This is a genomic window from Actinophytocola sp. (assembly GCF_009379765.1).
Classification (GTDB): domain Bacteria; phylum Actinomycetota; class Actinomycetes; order Mycobacteriales; family Pseudonocardiaceae; genus Actinophytocola.
The window spans coordinates 1-14,137 of sequence record NZ_WHTD01000203.1; the positions used below are offsets into that span (position 1 = coordinate 1).

The following is a 14,137-nucleotide window of genomic DNA, read 5'->3' on the forward strand; positions in this document are numbered from 1 at the left end:
CAGCTCGTCGACGAACGGTCGGTGCAGGTCGGTGGGCCGCACCCCGAAGTCACGCGCCAGCTCGTCGAGCGAGCCGTAGACGTCGGTGCGCGGGTACTCCGGGTTGTCCGAGGTCCACACCGGGATCGGCGAGCCCCAGAACCGGTTGCGGGAGATCGACCAGTCGCGGGCGTTCTCCAGCCACTTGCCGAACTGGCCGTCCCGGACGTGGCCGGGCACCCAGTTGATCTCCTGGTTGAGCTCGACCACGCGGTCGCGAAACTTGGTGACCGCGACGAACCACGACGACACCGCGCGCTGGATGAGCGGGTTGCCGCAGCGCCAGCAGTGCGGGTACGGGTGGTCGTAGGTCTCGTGGCGCAGCAGCACGCCCGCGGCCCGGAGGTCGCGGATGATCTGGCCGTTGGCGTCGAAGACGTGCATCCCCTCGTACGGCGGGACCTGCTCGTCGAACCGGCCGTGCGGGTCGACCGGCGTGGCGGGGGTGATCCCGGCCGCGTCGGTGACGACCTTGTCCTCCTCACCGTAGGCGGGCGCGATGTGCACGATGCCGGTGCCGTCCTCGGTGGTGACGTAGTCGGCGGCGAGGATCTGGTGCGCGTTCTCAGAGCCGGCGAAGAAGTCGAACGGCGGCGTGTAGCGGCGGCCGAGGAGGTCGGCGCCCTTGTACCGGGCGAGCACCGGCGGGTCCTCGCCCAGCTCGCGCGCGTACGCGGCGACCCGGGCCTCGGCGAGGAGGTAGCGCTCCCCGCCATGCTCGACGGTCACGTAGTCGACGTCGGGGTGCACGGCCATGGCGAGGTTGCTCGGCAGCGTCCACGGCGTGGTGGTCCAGATGAGGGCGAGCTCGCCGGACTCGAGCCGCAGGCCGACGGTGACCGCGGGTCCTGGCGGTCGAGGTAGACGTCGTCCATGCGGGTCTCGGTGTTGGACAGCGGCGTCTCGCAGCGCCAGCAGTACCACAGGACGCGGTAGCCCTCGTAGATCAAGCCCTTGTCCCACAAGTACTTGAACGCCCACATGACGCTTTCCATGAAGTCGAGGTCGAGCGTCTTGTAGTCGTTGTCGAAGTCGACCCAGCGCGCCTGGCGGGTGACGTAGTCGCGCCACTGGTCGGTGTACTGGAGCACCGAGGTCCGGCAGGCGTCGTTGAACTCGGCGACACCCATCTCCTCGATCTCGTCCTTGGTCTTGATGCCCAGCTGCTGCTCGGCCTCGAACTCGGCGGGCAGGCCGTGGCAGTCCCAGCCGAACCGGCGCTCGACGTGGCGGCCGCGCATGGTCTGGTAGCGCGGCACGACGTCCTTGACGTAGCCGGTGAGCAGGTGGCCGTAGTGCGGCAGGCCGTTGGCGAACGGCGGGCCGTCGTAGAAGACGAACTCGTTGGCCCCGTTCGTGCCGGCCGGGCGCGCGTCGATGGAAGCCTGGAAGGTGCTGTCGGTGTCCCAGTAGCCGAGCACGGCCTGCTCGAGGTCGGGGAAGGACGGCTGGGAGGCGACTCCCTGCTCCGGTCCGAGCTGCGCCTTGGGGTATGCCATCGGGTTCCTCGCGGTCGATCGTCGTGTTGCCTCGTGTGCGTGCACACGGGGACGACTCTCGCCGCGGTACCACCCCGCTTGCCGGCGCCGCTGGGCGTCGGCCTCTCATCGGTCGGCTGTGACGGGCCGCCCCGTCCGGGTCTAGTTGGGCTTGCGGGACCTGCTCGTCAGGGTCGAGCAGTCAGCAGAGCCCGTTCTTCCGGAGGCTCCCCGGTGATGGCCGGATCAACGCCGCTCCGTCCAGGATGCCAGAGCCGGCAAACCGGTTAGCGGGCGGCTCGGTACTGCGCGGCGAGGACGGCGTCCGGACCGCACCGGGCGCACGGCGTGAAGCCGAGCTGGCGAGCCTCGGACACCGGCAGCGGCAGCGTCTGCTTGTCGACCAGCCACAGGCACATCGCCAGGTGGTAGCGCGGATGCTCGTCGACGACGCGGACCTCGGCGCGGAGGTCGGACACCACGAGGAGGTCCGTGGCATCGGTCGGCTCCTCGTCGGGCTCGCCGAGGTCCTCCACCCGCACGGCGCGCCCGGGCGGCTCGGCCGGGCGCTCGATCGGCGGCTCGACCGACAGCACCGCGGCCGACACCCCCGTGCGCGTCGGGTCTCCGTGCGGTGGGTCGGCGGGCGGCTCGGTGCGTGCCGGCGGCGGCTCGAGGCCGCGGATGCGCTCGGTCACCGGGGCGTCCGGGTCGGCCGCCGGAGCTCGAGCGCGACGACGACCGCCCAGCCAGTCGAAGACCAGCAGGGCGGCCGCGACGACGCTGAGCGTCACAGAGATCCACGCCCACACGGTGTCAGCCGTGGTGAGTGCGGTGATCAGCAGCCCGAAGGCCGCCAGCACCAGGGTCAGGACGAGATACAGCACACGTACCGTCCGCTGCTACGCGGGCGCGCGGACGGGCTCAGCCGGCCTCGGCACGCGAACCGAACTTGTAGCCCTGCTGACCGCCCGCCCGGTTGCCGTCGGCCGAGTTGGTGGTCGGCGCCGCCGGCCCCCGGTCGCCCAACTCGCGCAGGCTCGACTCCAGCAGCGTCTTCAACCTGGTCCGGTACTCGCGCTCGAAGGTCCGCAGCTCGTCGATCTTCTTCTCGAGCGAGGTCCGCTCCGCCTGCACCTGGCCCAGCACTTCGGAGTGCTGCCGCTGCGCGTCCCGCTCCAGAGTGGTGGCCTTGTCCCGCGACTGACGCTCCAGCGTCTCGGCCCGGGTGCGGGCGTCGTTGAGCATGGTCTCGGCCCGGGTACGCGCCTCGTTGATCATCGTGTCGGACTTGGCCCTGGCCTCCGACAGCAGCTGCTCGGACTTGGTCCGCGCCTCGGCGAGCATGCCGTCCGACTCGGCCTTGGCCTCGCCGGTGAGCCGGTCCGCCATCTCCTGGGCGAGCCCGAGCACCTTGGCGGCCTGTACGTGGTGATCACCACCGGCGCCGCCGGGTGAGGTCTGCTCCATCGCGCTCGGCGGCGGCACCGGAGTCAGCCGGCGCGGCTCGTCGACCCGCTGCGGCGCGGGTGCGGCGTGGCTCACGTTCTCGATGTCGGCACGGGCCGACTCGAGCTGCGCGTCGAGTTGCTCGACCTGCGCACGCAGGTCGTTGTTCTCCTCGATGAGCCGGGACAGCTCCACCTCGACCAGGTCAAGGAAAGCGTCCACCTCGTCCTCGTTGTAGCCCCGCTTGCCAATGGGAGGCTTGCTGAACGCGACGTTATGAACGTCAGCGGGGGTCAACGACATCTGATCACCTCACGCACTCATCGGCTGCGGTCCACCCGGGAGGTCCCCTTCACCCGGGATAGGCCAGTCGCATCAGTATGAACACGACCAACAGCAGCACCATAATCGATAGGTCCAGCCCTACGCCCCCGATCCGCACCATCGGGATCAACCGACGGAGCAAGCGGACCGGAGGATCGGTCACTGTGTAGATGGTCTCCAGCGTTACCGCAACCCCACCGGCCGGGCGCCACTCCCTCGCGAACGCGCGGACGAGCTCCACGACGACACGAGCGGTCAGGAACAACCAGAAGACGAACAGTACCCAGTACAAGACAAGCCGGAGGGGATCCACGTGTCAACTCTGCCATCAATCAGGTCCGGTTGAGCAACCCGCCCTCCGCAATGCGTCGCTTGTCCTCCGCGGTCGGGTCCTGGTTGGGCGGTGAGATCAAGAACACCTTGTTGGTGACCTTGTCCATCGAGCCGCGCATGGCGAAGGCCAACCCGGCCGCGAAGTCGACGAGCCGCCGGGCGTCCGCGTCGTCCAGCTCGGTCAGGTTCATGATCACCGGCGTGCCGTCCCGGTAGTGCTCGCCGATGGTCCTGGCCTCGGCAAAGCTGGTCGGGTGCAGCGTGACGATCCGGCCCATCGGGTAGCCCGTCGCGACCGGCGCGGCCTCCACCGGGCGCGGGCGCGGGGCCGGGTCCCGGCGGGGCTCCACGGCGAGGGCGCCCTGCACCGGCGTGTCCGTGGTCGCCCAGGTCGAGGTGGGCCGGGGCCGGGCGGCCGGGCGCTGCGGGAAGTCGGCACGCCCGCTCAGCTCGGTGTCGAGTCGCTCGTCGTACCGCTCGTACCGGTCCCCGTCCATCTCGTCCCGGTAGCCGCGCCGACCTGCGAGCACGCCACGGCCACGACCGCCGTCCGGATAGGGGTCGTAGTCGTCGTCATCGGCCAGATAGTCGGGCCGGCGGTACCCCGACCGGTAGTCCATGGCACCATCGTCGAGGTCATCGAGGTCGTAGCCGTCGTACTCGTCGGCAGGGACCATCCCGAAGTACGCCTTCAGCTTCTGCAGCGTGCCCATACCTGCCCTCGCCTACGACTCCCGGAACATGTGTTACGGGGAGGCTAGCCGCCGGGTGCCGAGCAGCGCGGTTCCGACACGCACGCAGGTAGAACCGTGCGTAATCGCGATCTCAAGATCATTGGTCATCCCGGCGGACAGCTCGTCGGCCGCCGGGTGATCTCCGCGCAGCCGATCGGCTGCTCGAGCCAAAGATCCAAATGCCTCCCCGGGGCCCATCGCGCGAGGTGCCACGGCCATCAGCCCGCGTAGCCGAAGTTCACTCGATCGAGCTACCTCGTCGGCAAGCATGTTCAGCGTGTCGAGCGGGCAGCCGCCACGGTCCGGGTCGCCGTCGATGCTTGCTTGGACGAGCACGTCGAGCGGCTCGGTGCGCTCACCGGCCTCCCGGGCGAGCACGGCGGCGCGGTCGAGTGCCCGGGCCAGCCGGACCGAGTCGACCGACTGGACCTCGGCCGCCCACCGGACCACCGAGCGCGCCTTGTTCCGCTGCAACCGGCCGAGCATGTGCCAGCGCACGGGTGCGTCCGGGCGGAGCTCGCGCAGGTCTGCGACCTTGTCGACGGCCTCCTGCTCGCGGTTCTCGCCGAGGTCGAGCATGCCGAGGTCGGTGAGCAGGGCGGCGTCGGCGGCCGGGAAGGTCTTGGTGACCGCGACCAGCCGGACCTCCCCGGGAGCCCGGCCGGCGCGGGTGCAGGCGGCGGCGATCCGCTCGCGTACCGCGGTGAGGGCGGCGGCCAGCTCGGCCCGCCGCGGGTCGGGCGGGTCGCTCATGGCTGGACCGCCTCCCCGGAATTCAAAGTTGTGGTCACCGTGCATTGATGTCGTCCAGTTCGGCGCGTACCGGTGGCCGGGTCGCGTCCCGTTCCCCTTGGGTGCGGTTGGCAGGCACGCGGTTCGTGCAGGTTCCCAGCTGCTCGACTAGCTGTGATTGACACAATGGGTGTCACGCCACCGGGTCCGGCTCGAGCCACGTCAGGGCGGCCAATCGCCCAGTGGTCCCTTCCCTGCGGTGACTGAACAGGGTCGGGTCCTCGACGGTGCACCGCGGGTCGATCCCGATCTTGGCCACCCCGGCGTCGGCGAGCTGCTGCCAGAGCCCGGCCCGCAGGTCCAGGCCCGCGGTACCCTTCCGGGTCTTGCACGCGCTGCCCGGCAGGTGCTTCTCGACGTCGGCCCGCATGGCGGCCGGCACCTCGTAGCACTCTCCGCACACGGACGGGCCGAGCAACACCTCGATCCGCTCGATCGCCGCACCGGCCCGGCGCATGGCGTCCAGCGCCGCGGGCACCACGCCGACCCGGGCACCGACCCGGCCCGCGTGCGCGGCGCCGGCGACGCCCGCCTCGGGGTCGGCGAGGAGCACCGGCACGCAGTCCGCGCACAGCGCGATGAGCGCGAGCCCCGGTTCGGCGGTGACGAGCGCGTCGGTGGCCTCGACCGCGTCGGGCACCGGGCCGGCGACGATCTCGGCGTTGCGGCCGTGCACCTGCTCCATCCACACGAGACGGTCGCGGCCGAGGCCGAGCTCGTCGGCCAGCCGGTGCCGGTTGGCCGTCACCGCGGCCGGGTCGTCGCCGACCCCGGCACCCAGGTTGAACGACTCGTACGGCGGCTTCGACCGCCCACCGGCACGGGTCGTCACCACCCGCCTGATGCGCAAACCTCTACTCCCTCACGACGTAGGACTGGCCCGAGAAGGCGAGGCTACCTGCGCATGAAAGGGGGGACGTCCACCTCGTCGTCGGGGTCGTCGGTGACGGGCACGGCGCGGCTCGGCAGGCTGCCGCTGCCCTGGCCGCCCCGGCGGGTCTGACCGCCCGACGGGGGCACGCCGCCGCCCATCGGGTTGCCGTAACCGCTGGCGGCCTGGCGCGGCGGCGGCGCGGTCGGCTGCTGCTGGCCGCTCGCCTGCTGCGGCGCGGCCGGCGGAGCGGGTGGTGCTGGCGATTCGAGGGCCGGGGCGGGTGGCGACGTGGACGCCGCAGGTGCCGGCGCGGCCGGACGTGGCGGGGTGCTCACCTGGCGGGCCTGGCCGGACGCCATCGAGGAGCGGGAGCCGATGGCGGTCGCGTCGAGCTTCTTGTGCGTGGGCGTGCCGCCGTCGAACCCGGCGGCGATCACGGTGACCCGCACCTCGTCGCCGAGCGAGTCGTCGATGACCGTCCCGAAGATGATGTTGGCCTCGGGGTGCGCGGACTCCTGGACCAGCGAGGCGGACTCGTTGATCTCGAACAGGCCGAGGTCCGAGCCGCCCGCGATGGCCAGCAGCACTCCGTGCGCGCCGTCCATGGACGCCTCGAGCAGCGGCGAGTTGATCGCCTTCTGCGCGGCCTGCACGGCTCTGCCCTCGCCGCGGGCCGAGCCGATGCCCATCAGCGCGCTGCCCGCGCCGGACATGACGCTCTTGACGTCGGCGAAGTCCAGGTTGATCAGGCCGGGGGTGGTGATCAGGTCGGTGATGCCCTGGACGCCGGAGAGCAGCACCTCGTCCGCCGAGCGGAACGCGTCCATCAGGCTGACCCCGATGTCGCCGAGTTGCAGCAGCCGGTCGTTCGGGATGACGATCAGCGTGTCGCACTCGTTGCGGAGCTCGGTGATGCCGTCGTCCGCCTGCTTCGCGCGCCGCTTGCCCTCGAAGGCGAACGGCCGCGTTACGACACCTATGGTCAGCGCGCCGAGCTTGCGGGCGATCGACGCGACGACCGGCGCGCCGCCGGTGCCGGTGCCGCCGCCCTCGCCCGCGGTCACGAAGACCATGTCGGCGCCCTTGATGACTTCCTCGATCTCCTCGCGGTGGTCCTCGGCGGCCCTGTACCCGACCTCCGGGTTGGCGCCTGCGCCGAGGCCACGGGTGAGCTCGCGGCCGATGTCGAGCTTGACGTCGGCGTCGGACATCAGCAGCGCCTGCGCGTCGGTGTTCACCGCGATGAACTCGACACCCTTCAGACCGACCTCGATCATGCGGTTGACGGCATTGACCCCACCGCCGCCAATGCCGACGACTTTGATCACCGCCAGGTAGTTGTGCGGGGGCGTCATCGGATCCGCCTTCCATCAAGCTGTGTCGCTGCCTTACATCTCCCCGATCCGTCCCGAACCGAAAAACCCTAAACCTCAACAAGAGACTCAGAGTTATGTCAAGCCCGGGCGTCGAATACAGGACGGTAGGCATCGACGCAGCCCGATTCCAGCCGCCACGCCGTGTAGTTGCGGTGTTGTCCGACCAATCGCCGAGTGCTACTCCCCCGTGCGACCGTCCACATGCTCCCGAAGCAGGTCGAGATGGCCGGCGTGGCGGCCGGTTTCCTCGATCATGTGGACCACGACCCAGCGCACGTTGACCGGCTTGCCCCGCCCGGTGGTGCCCTGCGCGTCGAGGTCCAGCCCGGCCACGATGTCGCGGTTCACCTGGCACTGCGCCTCGTAGTCGGCGATCAGCCGGGCCACCGGGAGCTCGAGGCCGGAGCGGAACTCCGCGTCCGGGTCGCCCTCCAGGCGGTCCTGCCAGGAGTCGGGCTGGTGGTCGAGCACCACGCCGAACCAGTACTGCTCCACATAGGTCAGATGGGCCAGCAGGCTCGCGATGTTGGTGAGCTCGGAGGCCACGAGCGGCGTGCGCGCCTGCTCGTCGGACAGCCCCGTGGCCTTCATGACCACGGTGGCACGTAAGAAGTCCAGGAACCCGGTGAGCTGCTCGCGCTCGTCGCCGACCATCGGCGCCTCGGGTCGGGTGGGAGCGGTCTGGGAGGTCGTCATGGCGCGCAGTCTGGCCCACCACACCGACGATTCCGACCGATTAACGACGGTGCTCAGGACACGGTCGGGAACTCCGGGGTCGCCACGTCGTAGGTCTTGCCCGAACGGGTGAGCAGCGGCGCCAGCACGGCGGCCTTGCGCGTGTTGTCCTCCGCGTCGCCCCACTTCACCGTCTTGCCACCGGCCAGCCTGAGCCGCACGTCGCCGGGCGTGCCCGCGGAGATCTCCACGACCTTCTCGCGCAGCGGGTCCGGGAGCGCGCCGAGCACGGTGACCGCCGCGTGCGTCGACGGGTCGTCCGGGGCGACCGCGACCACCTTCAGCACCGGCAGGCCCGGCGGGCGGGCCTGCACGGTCGCGTAGTCGGCGCCGGTGCGGTCGACCAGGTGCACGCCGTCGGTGTCCGGCCGGACGGCGACCGGGCTCCGCTCGGTCACGTGGATCTCGACCGTGCTCGGGAACGACCGCGACACGCTCACCTCGAACACCCGGGGCAGCTCGGCGACCCGCCGCGCCACCTCGTCGGTGTCCAGCTGGACCATCGGCGTGTCCGGCTCGATCGCGGCGGCCTCGCGGACCGCGTCGGGCTTGATGTCCTCGACGCCCAGCACCTCGACGGTGCGCACCCCGAACAACGAGGTGAACACGATGACGTAGGTGAGGCCGAGCACCGAGAGCACGATCAGCAGGGCGATCCAGCGCCGGGCGAGATAGCGGCGCCGGCTCGGCCCGCGCCGCTCGTCGGGGTCGCCCGCCGGCCGGGAGCGCTCGCTGGGCCGCCTGCGCGCGCGTGCCGTCCCGGTGCGGCTCGTCATACCGCTCTGCACAGCCGGTCCAGCTCGGCGACCAGTTCGGGGCCGAGCATCGTGACGTCGCCCGCGCCCATGGTCAGCACCAGGTCACCGGGCTCGACGAGCGACACCACCAGCGGCGGCACCTTGTCGAACGACGGCTCGTAGTGCACCTGCCCCGCCGGCAGCGACACCGCGCCGGCCACCAGCGCGCCGGTCACCCCGGGCTCCGGCTGCTCGCGCGCGCCGTACACGTCCAGCACGACCACCTGGTCGGCGAGCGCGAGCGCCGCGCCGAACTCGGCGGAGAACAGCCGGGTGCGCGAGTACAGATGCGGCTGGAACACGACCACGAGCCGGCCGCCCTGGGCCGCGGGGCGCGCGGCGCGCAGCTGCGCGGCCACCTCCGTGGGGTGGTGCGCGTAGTCGTCGTAGACCCGCACGCCACCGGAGCGGCCCTTGAACTCGAACCTCCGGCGCACACCGCCGAACCCGGCGATGCCCTCCAGCAGCCCGGGCAGCGGTGCGCCGAGCTCCAGGCCGGCGAGCAGCGCCGCGATCGCGTTGCCGGCCATGTGCTCGCCCGGCACCGCGACCCGCACGTCGATCTCCGCGCCGTCGAGCCGGATCCGCGCCACGCCCGCGCCGTCGACCGGCTGGTAGTCCACGAGTGTCACATCGGACGCCGAGCGCCCGTACCGGCGCACCCGCACGCCGCGCGACTCCGCATACGTGGCAAGGGATGCCGCACCCGGGTCGTCCGCGCAGGTGACGAGCAGCCCGCCCGGCTCGATCCGATCCACAAAGGACTCGAAGACGAGCCTGTACGCCTCGACCGTGCCGTGGTGGTCGAGGTGGTCGGCCTCCACGTTCGTGACGACCGCGACCGACGGGGCGAACGCGAGGAACGAGCCGTCGCTCTCGTCGGCCTCGGCGACGAAGATGCCGACGGGCCCGTCGGCCCCGGAGACAAGGGTCGTGCCGTGGTGGGCGTTGGCGCCCGACTCGTTGAGGTCGCCGCCGATCGCGAACGACGGGTCGAGCCGGCAGTGCTGCAGCGCCACGGTGAGCATCGACGTGGTCGACGTCTTGCCGTGGGTACCGGCCACGCAGGCCACCCGGTGTCCGGCCATCAGGGCGGCGAGCGCCTCGGACCGGTGCAGCACGGTCAGCCCGCGCGCCCGCGCCTCGACGAGCTCCGAGTTGTCCGCCTTGATCGCGCTGGACACCACCACCGCGGTCGGGCCCTCGGCGCCGAGCAGGTCGAGGTTGGCCGCGGCCTGCCCGACCGCCACCTCGGCCCCCTGCGCGCGCAGGGTCAGCAGCGCGGGCGACTCCTTGGCGTCCGAGCCGGACACCGGGAGCCCCCGGTCGAGCAGGATGCGCGCGATGCCGCTCATGCCGGCGCCCCCGATACCGACGAGGTGCGTCCGTTCGAGGGGACCGGCGGCGCTCACTTCTCGATCACCTCGAGCACCATTCTCGCCAGGACGTCGGCGGCCTCGCGGTGGCCGGTGCCGCGTGCGGCGGCACCCATCGCGGCCAGCCGGCGGGGGTCGGTGAGCAGCGGGACGACCAGCTCGGCGATCTTGTCCGGGGTCAGCTCCTCGTCCGGCACGATGACCCCGCCGCCCGCGTCGACCACGGGCTTCGCGTTGAGCGCCTGCTCGCCGTTGCCGTGCGGCAGCGGGACGTACACCGCGGGCAGCCCGACCGCGGCCACCTCGGCGACGGTCATCGCGCCGGACCGGCAGAGCACCGCGTCGGCGGCGGCGTAGGCGAGGTCCATCCGCTCCAGGTACGGCACGCCGACGTAGCGCGGCGCGCCCGGAACATCCTGCACCGCAAGGGAGTTCTTGGGCCCGTGCGCGTGCAGCACGCCGATCCCGGCGTCGGCGAACCGGCGCGCGCAGGCCGACACCGCGTTGTTGATCGAGCGGGCGCCTTGCGAGCCGCCGAACACCAGCAGCGTCGGCGCGTCGGGATGCAGGCCGAAGTGCCGGCGGGCCTGGGCGCGCAGCGCCGGCCGGTCCAGCTCGATGATCGACTCGCGCAGCGGGATGCCGACGACCTCGGCCTTGGGCAGGCCCGTGTCGGGAACGGCCACCGCGACCTTCGCGGCGAACCGCGCGCCGACCTTGTTGGCGAGGCCCACGCGGGCGTTGGAGTCGTGCACGACGATCGGTATGCGGCCGCGGGCGGCGAGGTAGGCGGGCAGCGCGACGTAGCCGCCGAAGCCGACGACCACGTCGGCGCCGACCCGCTCCAGCACCGCGCGGGTCGTCTTCACCGCGGAACGCACCTTGAGCGGGAGCTTGAGCAGGTCCACGTTGGGCTTGCGGGGCATCGGCACCGGCGGGATCATCTCCAGCTGGTAGCCCCGGCCCGGGATGATCGACTTCTCCAGGCCGCGCTCGGTGCCCAGGGCGACGACGCGCGCGTCCGGCCGGATCCGGCGGACGGCGTCGGCGAGCGCGAGAGCCGGCTCGATGTGCCCGGCGGTGCCTCCACCGGCGATCACGACACAGGGCCCACGGTGGGTGGGGTCGGTCAAGAGGTTCCTCCTCGAGGAGTTCGCGGGTGCCGCCGGCGATCGGCGGGGCCGCGCGACGGGGCGGGTGGCCGGACCGGTCGACGCCTGGTGGGCGGCTGGTACGGGTCCGGAGCGGGCAACCGCATCAGCCGGCCGAACCGGCCAGGTCCCTGAGAGCGTAGTGCCGCCACCGCCTCGGGCTCATGCCGCGCACAGTTCGCCAGGACACCGAACACCAGCAGCGTGATCACCACGGACGTGCCGCCCGAGGAGATGAGCGGCAGCGTGATGCCGGTGACCGGGAGCAGGTTGACCACGTAGCCGATGTTGATGGCCGCCTGGGCGACCAGCCACACCGTCAGCGTCGCGGCGACGAGCCGGACCCACGGGTCGATGTTGCGGGTGGCGACCCGCATGCCGACCACCGCGAGCATCCCGAAAAGGCCCAGCACCAGCGCGCAGCCGAGGAACCCCAGCTCCTCCCCGATCAGCGCGAAGATGAAGTCGTTGTGCACGTTGGGCAGGTACTGCCACTTCGACGGCCCCTGGCCGAGCCCCTTGCCGAACAGCCCGCCGTCGGCGAGCGCGTAGAGCGCCTGGTTGGCCTGGTAGGCCGCGCCCTCCGGGTCCTTCTCCGGGCTGAGGAACGACAGCACCCGGGAGAGCCGGTAGTCGGTGCCGATGGCCAGCAGCACCACGCCGGCCAGGCCACCGAGCGCGAGCGCGCCGAACAGCCGCAGCTGCGCGCCGGCGAACCACAGCAGCGCGATCAGCACCACGCCGAGGGTGACCGTGCCGCCCAGGTCGGGCTGCAGCATGACCAGCGCGAACATCACCAGCGCCGCGGGCACCACGGGCACCAGCAGGTGCCGGTACTGGCCGAGCAGGCCGCGCTTGACCACCAGGATGTGCGCACCCCACAGCGCGAGCGCGAGCTTGGCGAACTCGACCGGCTGGAAGCCCACCGGGCCGATCGTGAACCAGCTGCGGGTGCCGTTGACCTGCGAGCCGAGGCCCGGGATGAGCACGAGGACCAGCATCAGCACGCTCACCCACAGCCCGATGGGGCTCATCGCGCGGATCCTGGTCAGCGGCACGCGCAGCCCGATCCAGAACAGGACCAGCCCGACCAGCACGAAGACGACCTGCTTGCCGAACACCGTGTACGCCGACGCGCCCTCGTTGATCGAGGGGACCGACGACGCGGACAGCACCATCACCAGGCCGAGCACGATCAGCAGCGCGCAGATCGCGAGGACCAGGTGGAACGAGGCCAGTGGGCGGCCGAGCCAGGCGGTGAGCGCGGTGCGGGCGGCGGCGATCCGGCCGCGAGGCTCCCGCGTCTTGCGGGCCTTCTTGCGTGCCTGCCTGCGCGCGTCGGTCCCGGACTTGGACGCCTCGTCGGCGGTATCGCGGTCGGTTCTGCTGGGCTCCAGTGCCGTCATCCGCGCGGCCCGGGCTCGGCACCGGGCGCGGTCTCGGCGACAGCCGCTGTGCCCAGCCGCGCCCGCACCGCCTCGGTGAACGCCGTGCCGCGGTGGGTGTAGCTCGCGAACAGGTCGTGGGACTTGGCGGCCGGCGCGAGCAGCACCACATCACCATGACCTGCCATCGCGCTCGCCGCACGCACCGCAGAGATCATGGGCTCATCGTCTCCCGAAGAGACCCTGTGTACCGGCACATCCGGTGCGTGTCGCGCCAGCGCCGCGGCGAAGGCGTCCTGATCGGCGCCGAGCACGACCACCCCGCGCAGCCGGGAGGCCACCTCGGCGACCAGCGCGTCGACCGGCGCGCCGTGCAGCAGGCCGCCGGCGATCCAGACGACGTGGTCGAACGCGCCGAGCGAGCCGAGCGCGGCGTGGGTGTTGGTGGCCTTGGAGTCGTTGACGTACCGCACGCCGCCCGCTTCGGCGACGAGCTCGACCCGGTGCGCGGGTGGCTGGTAGGCGGTCAGCCCGGCACGTACGGCCTCGGCCGGGACACCGGCCGCGCGGGCGAGCGCGGCCGCGGCGAGCGCGTTGGCGACGTTGTGCCGGCCGATCGGGCGGACCTCCTCGACCGGCGCGAGCGCCAGGTCACCGTGTACGAGCCAGGCCGTGCCGGACCGGCTGGCGACCCCGTACTGCCCCGGCTTGGGCTCGGTGAGGGTGAAGCTCACCCGTTCCGGTGAGCCCGCCGCGAGCCGGGCCGACTCCGGGTCGTCGGCGTTGTAGACCGCGAGGCCCGCGCCCGTGTAGACCCGGGCCTTGGCCTCGACGTAGGCGGCCATCGAGCCGTGCCACTCGAGGTGGTCCTCGGCGATGTTGAGCACGGCGGCGGCCGTCGCGCGCATCGACGACTGCCAGTGGAGCTGGTAGCTCGACAGCTCCACGGCCAGGACGCGGTGGGTGCGGACCGCGTCGATGACCGGGAGGCCGACGTTGCCACAGGCCACCGCGTCGAGGCCGGCCGCACGCAGGATGGCCTCGAGCATGCCGACCGTGGTGGTCTTGCCGTCGGTGCCGGTGACCGCCAGCCAGACCGCCGGCTCGTCGAGCGTCCGCGAGATCCGCCAGGCCAGCTCGACCTCGCCGACCACCTCGATGCCGGCCGCCGCGGCGGCCACCAGCAGCGGGCTCGTCGGCGGCCAGCCGGGGCTCGCGACGACCAGGTCGGTGCCCGCCGGCGGCTCGGTGAGCCCGGCGACCGTCGCGGCGCCGGCCGGCAGGTCGGTGAGCC

13 protein-coding genes and 1 pseudogene are annotated in these 14,137 nt (G+C 72.0%); all 14 read right to left on the minus strand.

Annotation, left to right across the window (positions count from 1 at the left end; genetic code table 11):
- Positions 1 to 1,538: pseudogene (locus GEV28_RS38085) on the minus strand (isoleucine--tRNA ligase); the annotation flags it as partial.
- Between the two features lie 266 nt (positions 1,539 to 1,804).
- The gene (locus GEV28_RS38090) at positions 1,805 to 2,404 is read right to left on the minus strand and encodes a hypothetical protein (protein ID WP_291418506.1); all 600 of its coding nucleotides are present in this window, start codon (positions 2,402 to 2,404) and stop codon (positions 1,805 to 1,807) included.
- A 37-nt stretch (positions 2,405 to 2,441) separates the two neighbouring features.
- On the minus strand, positions 2,442 to 3,269 hold the full coding sequence (locus GEV28_RS38095) for a DivIVA domain-containing protein (protein ID WP_291418508.1): 828 nt from the start codon (positions 3,267 to 3,269) through the stop codon (positions 2,442 to 2,444).
- A 49-nt stretch (positions 3,270 to 3,318) separates the two neighbouring features.
- A complete protein-coding gene (locus GEV28_RS38100) occupies positions 3,319 to 3,603 on the minus strand; it encodes a YggT family protein (protein WP_291418510.1) in 285 nt (94 codons plus the stop codon).
- Between the two features lie 19 nt (positions 3,604 to 3,622).
- Positions 3,623 to 4,336, minus strand: coding sequence for a cell division protein SepF (locus tag GEV28_RS38105; RefSeq protein WP_291418513.1), 714 nt, complete (start codon positions 4,334 to 4,336; stop codon positions 3,623 to 3,625).
- 33 nt (positions 4,337 to 4,369) lie between these two features.
- On the minus strand, positions 4,370 to 5,110 hold the full coding sequence (locus tag GEV28_RS38110) for a YggS family pyridoxal phosphate-dependent enzyme (RefSeq protein ID WP_291418515.1): 741 nt from the start codon (positions 5,108 to 5,110) through the stop codon (positions 4,370 to 4,372).
- Between the two features lie 172 nt (positions 5,111 to 5,282).
- Positions 5,283 to 5,999, minus strand: coding sequence for a peptidoglycan editing factor PgeF (gene pgeF / locus GEV28_RS38115; protein ID WP_291418517.1), 717 nt, complete (start codon positions 5,997 to 5,999; stop codon positions 5,283 to 5,285).
- A gap of 44 nt (positions 6,000 to 6,043) precedes the next feature.
- Positions 6,044 to 7,378 carry a cell division protein FtsZ gene (gene ftsZ / locus GEV28_RS38120; RefSeq protein WP_291418518.1) on the minus strand — a complete coding sequence of 445 codons (1,335 nt, stop codon included), beginning with the start codon at positions 7,376 to 7,378 and terminating at the stop codon, positions 6,044 to 6,046.
- 198 nt (positions 7,379 to 7,576) lie between these two features.
- The gene (locus GEV28_RS38125) at positions 7,577 to 8,095 is read right to left on the minus strand and encodes a DinB family protein (protein WP_291418520.1); all 519 of its coding nucleotides are present in this window, start codon (positions 8,093 to 8,095) and stop codon (positions 7,577 to 7,579) included.
- 53 nt (positions 8,096 to 8,148) lie between these two features.
- Positions 8,149 to 8,910, minus strand: coding sequence for an FtsQ-type POTRA domain-containing protein (locus GEV28_RS38130; protein ID WP_291418522.1), 762 nt, complete (start codon positions 8,908 to 8,910; stop codon positions 8,149 to 8,151).
- A complete protein-coding gene (gene murC / locus GEV28_RS38135; protein ID WP_291418524.1) occupies positions 8,907 to 10,343 on the minus strand; it encodes a UDP-N-acetylmuramate--L-alanine ligase in 1,437 nt (478 codons plus the stop codon). The genes GEV28_RS38130 and murC overlap by 4 nt, the downstream gene beginning before the upstream one ends.
- The gene (gene murG / locus GEV28_RS38140; protein WP_291418526.1) at positions 10,340 to 11,440 is read right to left on the minus strand and encodes an undecaprenyldiphospho-muramoylpentapeptide beta-N-acetylglucosaminyltransferase; all 1,101 of its coding nucleotides are present in this window, start codon (positions 11,438 to 11,440) and stop codon (positions 10,340 to 10,342) included. The genes murC and murG overlap by 4 nt, the downstream gene beginning before the upstream one ends.
- A complete protein-coding gene (gene ftsW, locus GEV28_RS38145; protein WP_291418528.1) occupies positions 11,437 to 12,864 on the minus strand; it encodes a putative lipid II flippase FtsW in 1,428 nt (475 codons plus the stop codon). The genes murG and ftsW overlap by 4 nt, the downstream gene beginning before the upstream one ends.
- Positions 12,861 to 14,137: UDP-N-acetylmuramoyl-L-alanine--D-glutamate ligase (gene murD / locus GEV28_RS38150; RefSeq protein WP_291418530.1), on the minus strand; the 1,277-nt coding region annotated here is incomplete at its 5' end. The genes ftsW and murD, both read right to left, overlap by 4 nt.

What these genes read in the sequence shown, in the direction of transcription:
- GEV28_RS38130 (WP_291418522.1), bottom strand. Translation starts at nt 8,910, where the DNA reads ATGACGAGCCGCACCGGGACGGCACGCGCGCGCAGGCGGCCCAGCGAG.
- GEV28_RS38110 (WP_291418515.1), bottom strand. Translation starts at nt 5,110, where the DNA reads ATGAGCGACCCGCCCGACCCGCGGCGGGCCGAGCTGGCCGCCGCCCTC.
- GEV28_RS38105 (WP_291418513.1), bottom strand. Translation starts at nt 4,336, where the DNA reads ATGGGCACGCTGCAGAAGCTGAAGGCGTACTTCGGGATGGTCCCTGCC.
- GEV28_RS38125 (WP_291418520.1), bottom strand. Translation starts at nt 8,095, where the DNA reads ATGACGACCTCCCAGACCGCTCCCACCCGACCCGAGGCGCCGATGGTC.
- ftsZ (WP_291418518.1), bottom strand. Translation starts at nt 7,378, where the DNA reads ATGACGCCCCCGCACAACTACCTGGCGGTGATCAAAGTCGTCGGCATT.
- ftsW (WP_291418528.1), bottom strand. Translation starts at nt 12,864, where the DNA reads ATGACGGCACTGGAGCCCAGCAGAACCGACCGCGATACCGCCGACGAG.
- GEV28_RS38095 (WP_291418508.1), bottom strand. Translation starts at nt 3,269, where the DNA reads ATGTCGTTGACCCCCGCTGACGTTCATAACGTCGCGTTCAGCAAGCCT.